This window comes from Roseibium sp. MB-4, from assembly GCF_053005265.1.
Genome location: NZ_JBRKQB010000006.1, coordinates 65,266 through 81,362, shown reverse-complemented (window position 1 = coordinate 81,362; position 16,097 = coordinate 65,266). Strand labels below are relative to the sequence as shown.

The 16,097-nt window shown below is 56.8% G+C and carries 12 protein-coding genes; 5 read left to right on the top strand and 7 right to left on the bottom strand.

Features of this window, described 5'->3' with window-relative positions; genetic code table 11:
• Positions 1-133 precede the first annotated feature (133 nt).
• Positions 134-1,396, top strand: a complete 1,263-nt coding sequence (locus tag ACVDG4_RS23590; protein WP_447236898.1) for a TRAP transporter large permease — start codon at positions 134-136, stop codon at positions 1,394-1,396.
• Between the two features lie 200 nt (positions 1,397-1,596).
• On the opposite strand, the gene ACVDG4_RS23585 is transcribed toward ACVDG4_RS23590, so the two are convergent.
• The 5 genes from ACVDG4_RS23585 to ACVDG4_RS23565 form a co-directional block, all read right to left on the bottom strand.
• Positions 1,597-4,776 (bottom strand): efflux RND transporter permease subunit, encoded by a 3,180-nt coding sequence (locus tag ACVDG4_RS23585; RefSeq protein WP_447236895.1) that lies wholly within the window; start codon positions 4,774-4,776, stop codon positions 1,597-1,599.
• A 32-nt stretch (positions 4,777-4,808) separates the two neighbouring features.
• Positions 4,809-6,005, bottom strand: coding sequence for an efflux RND transporter periplasmic adaptor subunit (locus ACVDG4_RS23580; protein ID WP_447236894.1), 1,197 nt, complete (start codon positions 6,003-6,005; stop codon positions 4,809-4,811).
• A gap of 501 nt (positions 6,006-6,506) precedes the next feature.
• A complete protein-coding gene (locus tag ACVDG4_RS23575; RefSeq protein WP_447236893.1) occupies positions 6,507-7,418 on the bottom strand; it encodes a LysR family transcriptional regulator in 912 nt (303 codons plus the stop codon).
• Between the two features lie 151 nt (positions 7,419-7,569).
• Entirely contained in the window at positions 7,570-8,892 is a 1,323-nt protein-coding gene (locus ACVDG4_RS23570) for an MFS transporter (RefSeq protein WP_447236892.1), read from the bottom strand.
• A gap of 201 nt (positions 8,893-9,093) precedes the next feature.
• Positions 9,094-9,861 (bottom strand): aldo/keto reductase, encoded by a 768-nt coding sequence (locus ACVDG4_RS23565; protein ID WP_447236891.1) that lies wholly within the window; start codon positions 9,859-9,861, stop codon positions 9,094-9,096.
• Positions 9,862-9,965: 104 nt separating this feature from the next.
• Between ACVDG4_RS23565 and ACVDG4_RS23560 the strand changes: the two genes are divergently transcribed.
• From ACVDG4_RS23560 to ACVDG4_RS23550, 3 genes are all read left to right on the top strand, one after another.
• A complete protein-coding gene (locus ACVDG4_RS23560) occupies positions 9,966-10,874 on the top strand; it encodes a LysR family transcriptional regulator (RefSeq protein WP_447236890.1) in 909 nt (302 codons plus the stop codon).
• A gap of 412 nt (positions 10,875-11,286) precedes the next feature.
• The gene (locus tag ACVDG4_RS23555; RefSeq protein ID WP_447236889.1) at positions 11,287-13,716 is read left to right on the top strand and encodes an EAL domain-containing protein; all 2,430 of its coding nucleotides are present in this window, start codon (positions 11,287-11,289) and stop codon (positions 13,714-13,716) included.
• A 28-nt stretch (positions 13,717-13,744) separates the two neighbouring features.
• Complete coding sequence (locus ACVDG4_RS23550; RefSeq protein ID WP_420340767.1) at positions 13,745-14,521, top strand: substrate-binding periplasmic protein; 777 nt, start codon at positions 13,745-13,747, stop codon at positions 14,519-14,521.
• Positions 14,522-14,580: 59 nt separating this feature from the next.
• Here ACVDG4_RS23550 and ACVDG4_RS23545 read toward each other — a convergent pair whose 3' ends face one another.
• Both ACVDG4_RS23545 and ACVDG4_RS23540 read right to left on the bottom strand, forming a co-directional pair.
• Entirely contained in the window at positions 14,581-14,925 is a 345-nt protein-coding gene (locus tag ACVDG4_RS23545) for a HepT-like ribonuclease domain-containing protein (RefSeq protein WP_447236888.1), read from the bottom strand.
• Between the two features lie 6 nt (positions 14,926-14,931).
• Positions 14,932-15,417: a nucleotidyltransferase family protein gene (locus ACVDG4_RS23540; RefSeq protein ID WP_447236887.1), complete on the bottom strand. Its 486-nt coding sequence runs from the start codon at positions 15,415-15,417 to the stop codon at positions 14,932-14,934.
• 313 nt (positions 15,418-15,730) lie between these two features.
• Here ACVDG4_RS23540 and ACVDG4_RS23535 point away from each other — a divergent pair, with 313 nt between their 5' ends.
• On the top strand, positions 15,731-16,087 hold the full coding sequence (locus ACVDG4_RS23535; protein ID WP_447236886.1) for a cupin domain-containing protein: 357 nt from the start codon (positions 15,731-15,733) through the stop codon (positions 16,085-16,087).
• The last annotated feature ends 10 nt before the right edge of the window (positions 16,088-16,097 follow it).

Below are 16,097 nucleotides of genomic sequence, written 5' to 3'. Positions count from 1 at the left end.
TTTTCCTGCTCATCGTGCTTGCCGTGATGGCCGTACAATTTCTCATTCTTGCCGTGAATTACGCCAGGGGGCGCAAGTGATCGATTTTTTTGGCTCCCTGCAAGGTCTTGGAATTGAGACCGGCACGCTGTTTATGTTCGCCATGTTGCTGGTGCTTCTTGTCTCCGGCATCCCGCTTGCCTTTGTGACACTTCTGGTCGCGCTGATATTCGCACTCGGCTGGTTCGGCCCGATGGTCGTGCCGTTGATCACAAGCCGCGTCTTCTCCTTCGTTTCGTCTTTCGTTTTTGTTTCCGTTCCCATGTTCGTGCTGATGGCCGCGATCCTCGACCGGTCCGGCATCGCGCGGGATTTGTTCGACGCAATGAAGCTGGTTGGAGGCCGCCTGCGAGGCGGGGTTGCGATCCAGACCATCATCGTCGCGGTGATCCTGGCGGCCATGAGCGGCATCATCGGCGGCGAAGTGGTATTGCTTGGTCTGGTCGCCCTGCCCCAAATGCTCCGGCTTGGTTATGACAAGCATCTGGCCATCGGGGTTGTCTGTGCTGGCGGCGCTCTTGGAACCATGGTTCCGCCGTCCATTGTTCTGATCATCTACGGCCTGACTGCCAATGTGTCTGTCGGCGACCTGTTCACCGCTTCCTTTGTGCCAGGTCTGATGCTGGCCGGGTTTTATGTCACCTACGTCTTGATCCGCGCCTATCTCAATCCGGCTCTTGCGCCGATACCCCAGGGTGATCCGGTCTCGAAAGCTGAAAAAATACGCCTGTTAAAGGGACTGTTCCTGCCCCTTCTAGTCGTCGCTGGTGTTCTCGGCTCGATCTATGGCGGCATTGCCAGCGTTACGGAAGCGTCGGCCGTTGGAGTGGCCGGTGTGCTTCTCTCGACAGTTATCCGCGGTGAATTCACGCTTCAGCTTCTGAAAGGTGCAGCCTTACAAACCCTTCAAACCGTTGGGATGATTGTATGGATTGGCATTGGAGCGAGCGCGCTGGTTGGTGTGTTCAACCTCATGGGCGGCATCAAATTCGTTTCCGCACTAATCTCAGGCATTTCAGACAATCCGACCCTGATCCTGCTCTTCATGATGCTGATCCTGTTTGTCCTTGGCATGTTCCTCGACTGGGTCGGAATTGCGCTTTTGACGATGCCGATCTTCGTGCCGATCATTACCGAGCTCGGTTATGACCCGGTCTGGTTTGGCGTGCTGTTTTGCATGAACATGCAGGTGTCCTTCTTGTCGCCGCCGTTCGGACCAGCCGCCTTTTATCTGAAAAGCGTGGCACCGCCGGATATCTCGCTGGCAACGATATTCAAATCACTCCTGCCGTTTATCGCCATGCAGGTGCTGGCCGTTGGGCTTCTGCTTTTCTTCCCGGGCATCACCGGACGATGAGGCAGGGGCTGGGACCGGCCACATTCGGACCCCAGCCTTTGACCCGGCGCCCTGATCCCAGTGTTAAACGCACGACATGACCGGCGGTAAACGCTGATCTTGAAGACAGTTGAAGCACCGCAGGTCCAAGAGTGGCGATCAAAATGATGAAGAGCGCGGCTATGAACCGCGCTCTCCGGGGGCGTCTGCAGGTGAGGATATCAGACGCCGTGTTGCTGTGTTTCTTCGCTCCCTGCCCCGGTCGCCTTTCCGCGCAAGCCTGCGATCCGGTCTTCCAAGCCTCGCACCACGACGTAAAAGACGGGCGTAAACAACAGACCGAACAGGGTCACGCCGAGCATTCCGGAGAACACCGAGGTTCCCAATGACTGGCGCATTTCAGCACCGGCACCTGTCGCCAGCATCAACGGAACCACGCCGAGAATGAACGCCAGCGAGGTCATCACGATCGGCCGCAGCCTGGTCTGTGCAGCATGCACGGCAGCATCCCAACGTGACAGTCCGTCCGTTTCCGCCTGGCGGGCAAACTCGACGATCAGAATGGCGTTCTTCGATGCCAAGGCCACCAGAACAACAAAGCCGATCTGAACCAGAATGTTGTTGTCGAGCCCGGCCAGCCAGATGCCCGTGATCGCGGACAACAGAACCATGGGAACGATCAGGATGACGGCCAGGGGCAGAGCAAGGCTCTCATACTGGGCCGCAAGCACCAGGAAGACGAACAGCACCGCGAAACCGAAGACGAGCAACGCCGTGTCATCCGTGTTTTTCTCCTGATAACTCAACTCGGTCCACTCGTAAGAGACACCTGCGGGCAGCACGCGCTCTGCGATTACCTCCATTTTCTCCAGCGCCTCGGCGGAGGACACACCTGGCATTGCTTGTCCCTGAACTGCGGCGGCGGGATACAGGTTGTATCGCGGCTGGCGCAGTGGGCCCGTGGTGTTTTCGAACGTGGCAACCGCGCCAAGCGGTACCATGGCGCCATCGTCGGACCGTGTTCTCAACCGGGCGACATCATCCGCAGTTTCACGGAACGAGGCATCGGCTTGAGCGATCACCCGGTAGGTGCGGCCGAACAGATTGAAGTCGTTGACATAGGCCGACCCGAGATAGACCTCCAATGCTTCGTTGACGGCAGCAACAGGTACGTTCAGCATCTCGGCCCGTTCACGGTCGATCTCGGCCCAAACACGCGGCGTACCCGTTGAATAGAGCGAGAAGACTGCAACAAGGTCAGGATCCGCGTTGGCTTCTGCCGACAGGGCACGAGCGGCCTGTTCCAGTGCGGCAGGACCAACATTGCCGGTGTCTTGCAGCATCATCTTGAAGCCACCGCCGGTTCCAATTCCGCGCACGGGCGGAGGAGCGATCACAAAAATTGCTGCATCATTCAGGCCAGCCATGCGTTGCCGGGCCTCAGAAAGCACGTCCTCGGCAACGATGCCTTTTTCCTCGCGCTCGTCGAACGGTGTGGTGGTGAAGAAGATCACACCCGTGTTCGATTCCGTCGTGAAAGTGGCACCGTTGAAGCCGGCAAACACGGCAGCATTCTCAACGCCGTCGATGTCCAGAAGCTCATCGACCGCGCGGCGAACAACCGTATCCGTGCGTTCCAGCGAAGCACCGGGGGGCAATTGAACCACCGTGATGTAATATCCCTGGTCCTGTTCCGGAATGAAGCCGGCGGGCACCTGGTTGAACTGATGATCAGTCATCAGCAGCAATCCACCAAAGAGACTGAGCATGATCAGTGGTGCACGCACCAGACGTTTCGTTGTTGCCGCATAGCCGGAAGACAACCGGTCAAAGCCGCGATCAAACTTTGAAAGCGCCCAAACCACCGGCCTCATGAAGAGGCCAGGCTTCTGCTTTCCATGCGGCCGCAGCAGCAAGCTGGCAAGCGCTGGAGACAATGTCAGTGAAACGAACAGCGAGATGGCGGTGGCAACCGTGATGGTAACCGCAAACTGACGATAGAATTCGCCCGAGATGCCGGCAACCGCCGCTGTCGGGATGAACACAGCCGCCAGAACCAGTGACGTTGCGATCAATGCACCGGAGACTTCCTGCATGGTCTTGCGGGCCGCGTCACGCGGTGACAGGCCATCGCGGATGTGTTTTTCGATGCCTTCCACCACGATGATGGCATCATCGACCACAATGCCGACCGCCAGCACGAGACCGAACAGCGACAGATTGTTGATCGAGTACCCAAGGGCGGACATCACTGCAAAGGTACCGACAAGCGAGACTGGGATCGCAAGGATCGGTGTCACGGCAGCGCGCCACGTTCCCAGGAACAGAAGAACAACGGCAACAACCAGCAGCACCGCTTCGATCATCGTGGCGACCACCGCGTCGATCGACGCCTGAATGAACTCAGTCGGATTGTAGATAACGTCGTAGGCGAGGCCTTCGGGAAATTCCTGGCTGAGCCTTTCAACCGTGCTTAGCACCTCCTCAGCGGTTGCCAGGGCATTCGTCCCCGGCCGCTGATTGACAACCATTGCGACCGCCTGGTTGCGGTCGAGATAAGCACGGGTCGTGTAATCGGCTGCGCCAAGCTCAACACGGCCAACGTCGCCAAGGCGGACAATACGCCCTTCCTCGCCGCGTTTGACGATAATCCGCTCAAACTCTTCCGGGTCGGCCAAACGCCCCGTGGTCTGAACAGACAACTCAAACGCTGATGCGGAAGGTGACGGCTGCTGATTCAAAAGGCCGGATGCAATCTGTGCATTCTGGCTGCGCAAGGCGGTCAGCACCTCGCCAGGTGTCAGCTCCAGCGCCGCGATCCGTTCCGGGTCAAGCCAAACCCGCATGGCATAATCGCGGGCACCAAAAATGGTGATGTCCCCGACACCGCCCAAACGGGTCAGTTCGTCCCGGACCCGCTGTGCGGCATTGGTGATGTAGAGGTCGTCGCGCGAGCCGTCCGGCGAGAACATGTGCACGACCAACAACAGGTCCGGCGATGCCTTCTGTGTGATCACGCCAAGCCGCTGGACCTCTTCAGGAAGCCGCGGTTCAGCGATCGACACCCGGTTCTGCACCAGAACCTGCGCGGCATCGAGATCGGTGCCGAGTTCAAAGGTCACGGTCACTGTCAGATTGCCGTCACCGGTTGCCTGCGACGACAGATACAGCATGCCTTCCACGCCGTTGATCTGTTGTTCAAGAGGCGTTGCCACAGTCTGGGCAATGGTTTCAGCTGATGCACCAGGATATTGGGCCCGGACCTGCACGGTCGGCGGCGCCACCTCCGGGTACTGGGCAATCGGCAGCGTAAAATAGCTGAGCGCGCCAACAATTGTGATGAAAGCCGACAGCACAACGGCGAAAATCGGCCGGTCGATGAAAAATTGCGGAAGTTTCATTGTCTTGTCCTCACCTGAATGACGAAACGCTGCTAGCGTTTCGCCACCTGAACCGTCGGTTCTTCACTCGAACGGGCAGTCACCTGTGCGCCCGGTCCCACCATGTGCAGACCGGAGACGACCACTTGTTCACCTGCTGAAAGTCCTTCAACGACACGTGCGCCCGCGTAGCGATCACCGAGCGTGATGCTCCTGCGGGAAACAGTGCCCACGTCATCAACCACCCAGACGAACTTCGTGGTCTGGTCGGAACCGATGGCGCGCTCCGGGATAAGGACCCGGATTGCATCCTCGGCTGTTGCCAGGCGCAGCCGGCCAAACATGCCGGGTGTCAAAACTCCGTCGGAATTTTCAAACACGGCACGCCCGCGGATGGTCCCTGTGGACCGGTCAATGCGGTTGTCGATGAAGTCGATTTCACCCGAATGAGTGAACTCCGGTTCGTCAACAAGCCGCACAGCAACCGGCGTCTGTCCGGCCATTTCCCTCAAGCTCGATGCAGAGGCGGCGCGCATGTACTCAAGGTATTGCTGCTCTGTCGCATCGAACACGAAATGGATCGGGTTGAGGGAGACGATCTCGGTCAGACTTTGCGCGTTCGCACCAGCGGCAATCAGGTTGCCAGGGCTGACAAAATCATCCGAGATCCGGCCTGTCACCGGGGCGTGAATCTGTGTGAAACCAAGATCCAGTTTTGCCCGGGAAACGGCCGCTTCGGCCGCTGCAATACTTGCTGCAGCCCGTTCAGACTCGTGAATGCGTTCGTCAAGAACCGACTGGCTCGTATGACCATTGTCAGTCAAACGCCGTGCGCGTTGAAGTTCCTTTTCCGCCAGGTTTGCGGCAGCTCTCGCTTCGCCGAGCCTTGCTTCGGCTTCTGCCAGCGCCGTCTCGAACGGACGCGGATCGATGGTGAAGAGGAGGTCGCCTTTTTCCACGATGTCGCCCGGCTCAAAGTGAATCGCATCGAGGTATCCGGAAACCCGCGCCCTTATCGCGACTTCGTCAATGGCTTCAAACCGGCCGCTGAACTCGTCCCATTCCGTGATGGATCGTGTTTCTGCCGCCACAACGTCAACAACAGGCGGCGGCGCTTGGGTTGCTGAGGCGGACGCTTCAACAGGTGCCACAAAGGACATGTTGCTGACCCGCTCTCCTGCGTACCAGGCAATGCCGCCGTAGAACACGGCCAAGGCAACCCCGGTAAAGAGTGTGCTGGATTTTGGCATTCCGATCTCCTTCGTCACTCGGGGCCATACCCCGTGCATGGAAAAGGAAATGGGAACGGATGGCTGATCTGATTAGCGGGACGCCAAGACGCTCAGTGTTTCCTGATAAGACACAATCCTTTCTGCAGTACCGGGCAAGAGTTCATGTGCCCTTGTCGTGAGATACAAAAAACCCGGAAACCGCTTGGTTCCCGGGTCAACAATCGCGCCGTATCTCAATTCATTTGCGTCGGAACAGATCCCGAAAATGCAGAGCTTGTGCCTTGGAACGTGACCGACGAGACGGCTTTTCCATTCGCGGATCCGGCAGAAACCGGGCAACGAACGCCTCGTACTCGTTCATACTTGTAAAACTGTCCTGATTGAGAAACATGGCCATATCCTTAGAAAACTGGTCCTGGTTGGGCTGATATGGCGCTGACCGCTAAAGCCGGCTAGCGGCTCACCAGGACGCGCAATGTTTCCCAAAAAGACGCAATTGGGCGAACGCCATTTCCAATACTAGGAGACAAGCTCTTCAAAATTTGGAGGTTGTTCGATCAGGAAGTCCACAAAGGCGCGCACGCGGGGCGCCACCAGTTGGCGGTTCAGATAGATGATCGAATACGGGAAATTGTTGAGACGCTTGTGCTCCAGCACTTCCACCAGTTTTCCGGAGGCAAAGGACTCAAGCGCCAAGAAACTCGGCAGTTGCGCGATGCCAATCCCCTTCTCAGCGGCCTGACGCAAGGCATCCACACTGTTGCCGATCAGAACCGGATCGAGTGTTCTCCGGACAACTTCACCAGCGTCTTCAAAAAGGAATGGAAACAAAAGCCCGGTGTTTTGAACCCGGTAATGAATGCCGCGGTGATGGGCGAGATCATCGAGTGTCTCCGGCCGCCCGAACCTTTCAATGTATAGCGGCGACACACATGTATACGTGCGATCCTCAAACAGCTTCCGTGCCATCAGATTGGCGCTGTCCCCCAGCGCACCGATCCGAATGGCAATGTCGATCCCTTCCGTGCCGAGATCAACTTGACGGTCTTCGAACTTCAACTCAACGTCCACTTCCTGATAGCGGCACATGAAAGTCAGAACCCGCTCCGTCAGCCAAACCCGGCCAAAGACCGCTGGCGCTGATATCACAAGCCTGCCACGCGGCTGCGCAAGGCTGTCGGCGAACTCCTCTTTGAGAGCGTCCGCATCGTTCAAAAGCTGCCTCGCACCGTTCAGGAACCTGATCCCTTCCACCGTGAGCGTGACAGATCGTGTTGTTCTTGTGAAAAGCTTGGCACCGATTTCCGCTTCAAGACGCTGAACAGCCTTTGAAACCGCTGATGTGGTCATGCCCAACACCCTTGCCGCACCGGCAAAGTTTTCGGTTTGGGCAACTTGAACGAAAACTCGGAGTTCGTTGAGATTTTTCATTGAGCTCCCACTGAAGAGACAGAGTTAAGGCAACTGCAGCCTAGTGAGGATGTCACCTGAATTGCAACTGACGCCCCCTAGCGGAAGACAAGCGCAAATGCACTCCACCCTACTCACTATCACGCCAGTCAGTTTGAAATCATGAGGTAATTCACGGATCCGAGTGGTGTTCAGCCTCGGGAATTGCCAGAGCAAACAGAGCGGCAGCAGCAATGATCCCTGCTGCGATCCAGAACACCCAGGATGTCGCCCAGTCATAAAGCAACCCGCCGCCGATAAGCCCAACAATACTGGCCGCGGCCCCCAGACTGCTTGCAAACCCCTGGACGGCACCCTGATAGGTTTCCCCGGCAAACTTTGACAAGACCGCGGTGAAGGTCGGCCACATCAGCCCATTTCCCAGAGCAATACAAAGGGCGGCCACGTAGATACTCAAAAGGTTGTCCCAGAACAGCAGCACAAACCCGAACGCCAGCACGAGGCCGCCGCCAGTGATCAACAGGCCCTGCGGCGTCTTCCCCGAGATCCGTGACAACAACGGCCCTTGAACCATCATCATGCAAAAACTGAGCACAGCGAAGAACACGCCGGTGTCCGTGACCGACCATTCAAGTTGTGTTGCGGCGTGCACCGGAAAGGCAATGTAAAAGAAGCTGAAGCCGAGCATGACCAGAAAGTTCACCGCCATCAGCCGAGGCATCATGGGGAGTTGAAGAATGGACGTGGTGGCTGTCTCGTCGCATCCCTTCAACCGGTAGACTTCCTTGGTCTCCTGGCCAAAAACCTTGCACGCGTTCGAAAGCCCCGGTTTGTTCTCCAGCGTCTCGGCTCTGCTCTCTTTCAGGCCAAAGAAAATCAACAAACTCGCAACGACAGAAATGAGCAGCGCGGCAAGAACGGGCAGCATCTCACCAAGAACCGTCGCCCCCAAAAGCCCCGCCAGAGCCGGTCCGAGAATGAATCCCGCATTTGTTGACATGGCCATGAGGCCGAAATCCGCCGTCCGGTGTTCCTCATCGGTGATATCAGCCAAGTAGGCGTTGGCCACGGAAACGTTTCCACCGGTCAAACCATCCGCCGCCCGGGCAAAAAACAGAACGACCAGCGGCAAGGTGAGAGTGAATTGCCCCAAAAGAGCTGTGTCGATGCTGACGATCGCGTCGGTCGGCAGATAAAAGGCAATAAGGAACACAATCCAGGACACAAGTGTGCCCAGTTGGCTGACCAGCAGCACCTTGCGCCTGCCAATCTGATCCGACCATCTGCCGAGGATCGGTGCGCCAATGAGTTGAAATGCAGAATAAGTCGAGGCGATCAGGCCATAAACCAGCGCGTTGCCGCCCCAGTCGGTCACAAGAAACACCATGAAGGGGACGACAATTGAAAAGCCGAGCGTCCCGACAAAGTTCACCGAGAGAATGGGCAGGATCGACGGCATCCGCGACGGCGTCAAATCGGAAACGGTATCTACCATGTCGGAACGCCTGCCTCTTCCGGACCATCAACTTCTTGCTCGTCAGCGGATGGTCGCACACCGGATCAGAAAATCAACGCGACTGGAATTCACCTGTCTCAAGACCCCGCCGGAGGTTCCGCCTCCGTACTGAAGCAGAAATCCGGCGGTCAACGCCAGACTTGACTGGCCTGATCCATGACGGTTCCCGGGTTTCTGAGATCAAACGAGATCCCAAGCAGCCCAGTTCTCTTCCAGATGTTGGGTTGATGTCGTACCGGGGATCACCACGATGTTGGGGGAGCGCTTCAAGAGCCACGCGAGCGCTTGTTTTGGCGCAATTTTTGCGCCCTGGCGCATCGGATGCGCGCCCAATGGACCATATGGAATGAAGGCGATGCCTTTGCTGGCTGTATAGTCGACCAGGCCGTCCGCATCGGCTTCATCCATGTTGAACCGGTTCTGCACGCTTGCGATTGGCGCAACCGAAAGAGCGCGGTCAAGTTGGGCCCGGGAGACGTTGGAAACGCCGATTTGGCCGATACGCCCGTCTGCTTGCGCCTCTGCAAGTGCAGCGATGGAGGTCTCAATCGGTGTTTGCGGGTCGACGCGGTGAAGCTGGAACAGATCAATCCGGTCCCGGCGCAGGTTGACAAGCGCGCGGTCCACCTGACGCAACAGCGTATCGCGTCGGCCATCGACCACGATCCTGCCCGGCTCCGGTTTGTCCACCCCACCCTTGGTGGCGAGCACCACCTGCCGGCTCTCAAGCCCTTCACCAACAATGCGGTCGGCAAACTCCGGGCCGTAGGCCCAAGCGCTGTCGAAGAAATTGACGCCGAGATCCGCAGCACGGCGCAGGAGCGCAAGACCCTGCTCCCACTTTGGATAAGGGCCGAAATTGCTTGGCTGATCGGTGAGGCGCATGGCGCCGTATCCGAGCCGGTTTACTGTCAGGCCACTGGCGATTTCATAGGTTCTATTGGTCATCTGAAGTCTCCTTTGCAGAGGTCTTTGCTGATGCGGAGAAAGATGATCGAATTCAGAGTTATCCTGTAGACAGTTTATACCGCTATCTATTATTCATATTACGCATGAGCAAACCGCTAGACCGCCTTGCGCTTCTTGAAACCTTTATCCGCATTGCAGAAAAGGGGTCTATCAGTGGCGCGGCGCGTGATTTGGGGATGTCGCAGGGCTCCGCTAGCCGGCAACTGAAAGACCTCGAAGAACGCCTTGGTGTCCAGCTTGCCCGCCGTACGACCCACTCCCTGGCTTTGACTGAAACGGGGTTTGCGCTGCTGAAAGATGCGCGCGAGTTAGTGACAGGGTGGTCCGCGCTGGAAGAGCAATATGCCAGCGACACCGAGATCCTCCGCGGTCCGCTGCGGATCGTGGCCCCGGTGGCGCTCGGGCAGCTTCACCTTGCCGATATTGCAATCGGTTTTCAGGCATCCCATCCCGAGGTCACGGTGAACTGGCATTTGCAGGACGAACCGATACGCTTTGCCGAGATCGGCTGTGACCTGTGGATCAAGATTGGACCTATTCCTGATGATACGCTCATCGTCCGGCGTTTGGGAGAGGTTGAAAGAATGGTCGTCGGCACTCCCTCGATCGCCGAACAGGTGCGCCATGCTCGACCAGTTGAGACGCGCAAGATCCCGTTTGTGACCCTGACACCCTTTGAAGGGGCAAAGATCAGGCTGTCAGATCCAGATGGTGACCAATGCGATTTGAAGGTGACGGCCAAACTGTCAACGAACAACATAATGTCGCTCAAACACGCAGCACTTTCCGGTCTCGGAGCAGCTGTGTTGCCGCGTTGGTTTATCGCCGGGGAACTCGGATCAGGCGAACTGGTCGATTTGTTTCCAGAATGGCGCGCGGCAACGCTCGATGTGAACCTTGCCTACCTCCCGGCACGCTATCAGCCACGGCGGCTGACTGCTTTTGTTGATGCACTTGAAGGTGGCTTGCGAAACATCCCGGGGATGATCTGACTTGAAACCGAATATAAATCAGAGAGATAGCCGTTGACAGCTGTCAACTGGGAGGGTCGGTGAGAGCTGCATCAGAAGTCATCCAGCCGCGAGCTCCAGTTGGTGCATATCCATAAACTGGCTGCAAGACCCGACGTCATCCCAACAAGGCCGCGCCATGATCGCCGCCTGCTTTCAAGCATCAATTGCAGCGGATCCTGTTACACGTGATTTTTCCGGTATCTAATTGATCAAAGTGCGACATTCCCTGCTCGCTCTCCAAAGGCAGGATCAAGCCACCCTTCAACTCTAAATCAACTCGGCTTGAAGTTACCCGGGGCATTAATAAGTTATTCAAATACATAGCCCATTGTGCTCTAGTATTTTAAGGAGTTGATGGCTTCCTAGATCGAAACAGGGATCTATTTCGAAAATGCTCGGGTACATCTGGGGATCAACGCAGCGAAAATTTCTCGTCATTATGCTCGCAACGTTGATTGCCGTGAACGGCCCGCTTTTGCTGTTGTTTTTTGTTGTCACCAAAGACACCCTTGAACGTGAAATGGTCGCGAAACAGCAGGTTCTCGTTGACGTCAACAGCAAAGTCCTCAGCAAGCTGATCTGGGATTTCGACGACGAAAATCTGAAAAAATGGACGGCGGCCATCGCCACTGAGCCAGACATTTTCAGCATTGAAGTTCTGGATGATACCAACAACCGGCTCGCGTTCTTTTCAAACGCCGATGACAGCAACCCGGCCTTGCAAGAAGGCGGAACCCTGTTCTCAAAGGACATTATCCACGTCATTGATGAGAACGACTACAATGTCGGCACACTGAACGTCTGGTTCATGTCGGAACGCCTGCGGAGTGCCGCCATCGAACAGGTTGCCTACCCTGCCATTTTGTTTGTTGTTTCGACAATTTCTGTTCTTATCGTTGCCCTGCTTGCCAACCGCGTCATGATCAACCGACCCTTAAGCCGGCTGAATGAGGCCATCGAGACAACGCATCGGTCGGGAACCCGCAAACGGGTGGATTGGTCCTCATCAGATGAATTCGGCAGCGTCACCGAAGCCTTTAACGAGATGCAGGACAGCCTCGACAAGGACGAAGCCAAGCTGTTGAAGGCAAACAAGCGCCTGGCGTTCCTGTATCACAACACGCCGGTGATGCTTTACTCCATTGACCATGAAGACCGGATCCTGAACGTCTCCGATTATTGGCTGAGCGCCACGGGGTACGCGCGGGAAGCCGTTATAGGCCGCAAGTTTAGAGAGTTTCTTCAGCCCGATTGCACCGAGGAATATCTCGACAGCCGCAAGCGGCTCTTCTCAGCAGAGCACATGTCTTTTGAAATCACCTCGGTTTTCATCAGGGCCGACGGATCGCCGCTGGATGTTCTGATCACCGAAATCCGAGATTTCGACAAGAGTTCGACCGGCCGGCAGTCGCTCTCCGTCATGGCCGACATCTGTCAATTGAAAGCCGCAGAAGCGAAGATCCTCCATCAGGCGCGAACGGATTTCCTGACCGGTTTGCTGAACCGGCACGGCTTCACGCACCGGATGAACGAGGCGATCGACGCAGCCGATGCGGACCATGAGATCTCCGTTCTGTTCTTTGATCTCGATAACTTCAAATGGGTCAATGACAATCTCGGTCACTTTGCCGGTGACCAGGTGCTAAAGCTGGTCACACAAAGAGTGTCCAAGCTCTTGAAAACGGATGATTGTTTCGGCCGATTTGGCGGCGATGAGTTCGCCATCTTGCTGTCCGGTGGCGATGTGCGCGCGCGCGCTGTCGACCTTGCAACACGTATCAACCAGGTCCTGAAGCAACCGATCAGCCTTTCCGGTCGCCAACTGCAGATTTCTGCCAGTATCGGGATATCCTATTATCCGGAAAATGCGGATACGGCGGACGATCTGTTGCAAACCTCCGACGTCGCCATGTACCGCCAAAAGGGCAGCGGACGGAACGGACATTGTGTCTTTGATGTCCAGTTCGGCCAGGAAGCCGCACGCCAATTGGAAGTCAAGGAGCTCATTTCCGAGGCTCTGAAACATGATTGGTTTGAGCTTTACTACCAGCCCATCGTTCATCTCAACGAGCGGAGCATCGTCGGGTTCGAGGGCCTTTTGCGGCTCGTGCACCCGGACATGGGCATCTTGCCGCCTCGAGAGTACATCACGGTTGCAGAACAGACCGGCAGCATTCTGGAAATCGGCGACCGGGTCTTGCGGCTCGGCATGCGGGCACTCAAAGAGCTTGAGCAGCAACCTGATTGGCACGACGCCTATGTGACGCTCAACCTGTCGGCGGCCCAGTTCAGACGGGAACTGCCGGACACTTTGGCCCGGTACCTAGCGCAACATGATCTGGTAGGCGACCGCTTGGTACTCGAAATCACCGAAACAACCTTGATGCAGAACAGCGCCGATCTGGACGGGCTGATCGAGGACATCCGGAAACTCGGATGTGCACTGGCACTCGATGATTTTGGGACCGGTTTTTCATCGCTCAGCTACATGAACCGCCTGCATGTTGATACGGTCAAGATCGACCGGTCGTTTGTTCAAGGGCTTGGAGATATCTCCAACAAAGATGCGTCCGGCAAGACCGCGCCACTTGTTGAAGCCATTGTCGGCCTGGCGGAGAAGCTTGATCTGACCGTGATTGCCGAGGGCATCGAAACCGAAGAACAACTTGGCAGCTTGACACAACGGAATGTAAAGTTTGGTCAGGGTTTCCTCTTTGGAGAGGCCAAGCCGCTTGATGTTTGGCTTAACGGGCCTTTGAAAAGCCGGTCAAGCAGATACGCCTTGCCGGACCTGAAAGAGCTGGAAGCCCGGCCGTACTGAAAACCATGTCACCGACAAGGGGCAACAGATGAAGGCAGTGACAAGACGGACCGTTCTGGCAGGCATGGCTGTGTTGGCGCCCCTGCCCTCGCTCCGCTTGTCCCGGGCAAGTTCCGACCTTGGTGGCCTCAAGGTGATGACGGAAGAGTACCCCCCCTACAATTACCAAGTGGGGGGCGAGCTCATGGGGCTCAGCGTTGAGATCATGGAAGAGATCTTCAACCGGACAGCCTCCGGTCACAGCCGATCCGACATCTCCCTCCTGCCATGGGCGCGCGGCTACAATCTCACCCTCCAGCGGTCCGGGCATGCCCTCTTCTCGACGACCCGCACACCGGACCGTGAAAGCCTGTTCAAATGGGTCGGACCCTTTGTTCCGACAGTCGTGGGGCTGATTGCCAAAAAGAGCAGAAATCTGAAGATCCAGACCGTTCAGGAACTGGCAGACTTGCGGATCGGGGTGGTCAAGGACGATATCGGGCAGTTGCTTTTGCAGGCAAAGGGTGTTCCGGACGACCGGATCGAAGCGGTGCTGTCAAACGATCAGAATTTCCGCAAGCTCATCGCCGGCCGTGTAGATGCGATCTCCTATGAAACCAGAGTGACCCGTTGGGCGTTGCAAACCCGTGATGTCGCCCTGGATGAGTATGAAACCGTCTATGAACTCGACCGCGGCGAACTCTATCTCGCGCTTCACCACCAAACGCCCGATGACCTCGTCGATCTCCTGCAATCGGTGTTTGACACGATGGTCGACGACGGCACCCATGCCCGGATCCTTCAGCGTTATGGGATCGACTCCTAAGGCCACACTTTTGTGTGCTTCGGATTGGCTTCTGAGCATGTTCCGTGACCGGTCAGCGGTCACTTCAGTTCGTCACTAACCGCGTCCAAAAGCGCTTCCAATTCGCCGCTTTCGATCGTTGCCCAGATGATATCTGCGTCGACGCGGAAGTACTCATGGGCGATGTGATCGCGCATTCCGGCAATCAGCCGCCAGGGAATATCCGGATGGCGGGTTGTGACTTCGGGCGGCAACGCCTTCACAGCCTCGCCGATTTCCTGAAGGCAGGCCGTCACGGCGCGGAACGTCTTGCGGTCCTCCAGAGGCGTTTTCAGGAAGGCTGCCTGATCGAGGTCCGCGACAAACGTGCGAATGTCGAGAATGGCGCGCTGGATGTCTTCCAGCCGGTGGCGAGCATCACGCATGGCGCTTCAGAAAATCCGGAGTTCATCGTTGGCAGCAGCCTCGGCCACATGCGGAGCAAGACGGGCGCGCGGCGCCAGATCCACCCGGCCAGGCATGTCGAGCGCGGTCTCCAGAACATCCTTCAAACGCGCAAGATCAAACAGAGACAATTGCGCGCCTTCTTTCGGTTCGTAACTCAAGTCGATGTCGCTGCCGGCCTCAGCCTCGCCCCGGGCGAGAGAGCCGAACAGATAGAGATGGCCGATCCCCTGCCCTTCCAGGTCCCCGCGCACGCCCCTCAACCGGGCAATGACATCGGTCGCTGCGAGCGAGCCGGCTGACTGGTCTTCCACGTAATCCTGGACGATCTGCTGAAGCAAATCCTGCACCTTGGCCCCGCGCTCCGCGGCCAGCGCCTTGAACCGGTTTTTCAGCGGCACCGGCACCCGGGCAGACAAGAACGCGGTTTCGGCACTGCCGGAGACAAGTTTGGAGGTATTTTGCACTGACATGGAAACTACCATTTGTTAATTTGTGCACAAATGCACATTACCACGTATGTCGGCCCTTTTTCAAGGCAATTTCAAAGTTGACAGCTGTCAACTCGCCTCTGTGGTTCGTGGAATTGGTGGGAGCGATCGACATTCCTGAATTCCCCGCCTTGAACCCGGGGATGTGGGACACAGTAGAACATGCCTGACATCCAGATTAACCCCGCAATCCCCGCACAAACGTTCAAGACAGGTCCGGATGGATTGAAGTACCGTGGGCGCGTTGAAGACAGATAGCCCCTGCCCTTCTTGGCAGTTCACAGGACGGACCGATATGAAACCCATCAATCTCTCCGACAAGCTCTCCATGTTTGCCACTCATTGGGATCCGCACGTTGTCGCAGATTACAACAGCAACGATGTGATGGTGGTGAAGTTCAAGGGAGAGTTTCCCTTTCACCAGCATGAGGACACCGACGACTTTTTCCTCGTCCTTGAGGGTGAGATGGTCATGGACATCGAAGGCCAGGACCCGCATGTGGTGAAAGCCGGGGAGCTCTTCATTGTGCCGAAAGGCGTTGTCCACCGGCCGCGCGCCGAAGAAGAAACCAAGGTCTTGCTCATTGAGCCTAAGGGCGTTCCAAACACCGGCGATTCCGGTGTCGAGCCGGCACCCAAACCCCGGATCTGATTTTCTAAAC

Bases quoted from the DNA above. Each gene is read 5' to 3' on its own strand.
- ACVDG4_RS23580 (WP_447236894.1), bottom strand. From the start codon at position 6,005: ATGCCAAAATCCAGCACACTCTTTACCGGGGTTGCCTTGGCCGTGTTC.
- ACVDG4_RS23550 (WP_420340767.1), top strand. From the start codon at position 13,745: ATGAAGGCAGTGACAAGACGGACCGTTCTGGCAGGCATGGCTGTGTTG.
- ACVDG4_RS23575 (WP_447236893.1), bottom strand. From the start codon at position 7,418: ATGAAAAATCTCAACGAACTCCGAGTTTTCGTTCAAGTTGCCCAAACC.
- ACVDG4_RS23545 (WP_447236888.1), bottom strand. From the start codon at position 14,925: ATGCGTGATGCTCGCCACCGGCTGGAAGACATCCAGCGCGCCATTCTC.
- ACVDG4_RS23590 (WP_447236898.1), top strand. From the start codon at position 134: ATGTTCGCCATGTTGCTGGTGCTTCTTGTCTCCGGCATCCCGCTTGCC.
- ACVDG4_RS23540 (WP_447236887.1), bottom strand. From the start codon at position 15,417: ATGTCAGTGCAAAATACCTCCAAACTTGTCTCCGGCAGTGCCGAAACC.
- ACVDG4_RS23585 (WP_447236895.1), bottom strand. From the start codon at position 4,776: ATGAAACTTCCGCAATTTTTCATCGACCGGCCGATTTTCGCCGTTGTG.
- ACVDG4_RS23570 (WP_447236892.1), bottom strand. From the start codon at position 8,892: ATGGTAGATACCGTTTCCGATTTGACGCCGTCGCGGATGCCGTCGATC.
- ACVDG4_RS23565 (WP_447236891.1), bottom strand. From the start codon at position 9,861: ATGACCAATAGAACCTATGAAATCGCCAGTGGCCTGACAGTAAACCGG.
- ACVDG4_RS23560 (WP_447236890.1), top strand. From the start codon at position 9,966: ATGAGCAAACCGCTAGACCGCCTTGCGCTTCTTGAAACCTTTATCCGC.
- ACVDG4_RS23535 (WP_447236886.1), top strand. From the start codon at position 15,731: ATGAAACCCATCAATCTCTCCGACAAGCTCTCCATGTTTGCCACTCAT.
- ACVDG4_RS23555 (WP_447236889.1), top strand. From the start codon at position 11,287: ATGCTCGGGTACATCTGGGGATCAACGCAGCGAAAATTTCTCGTCATT.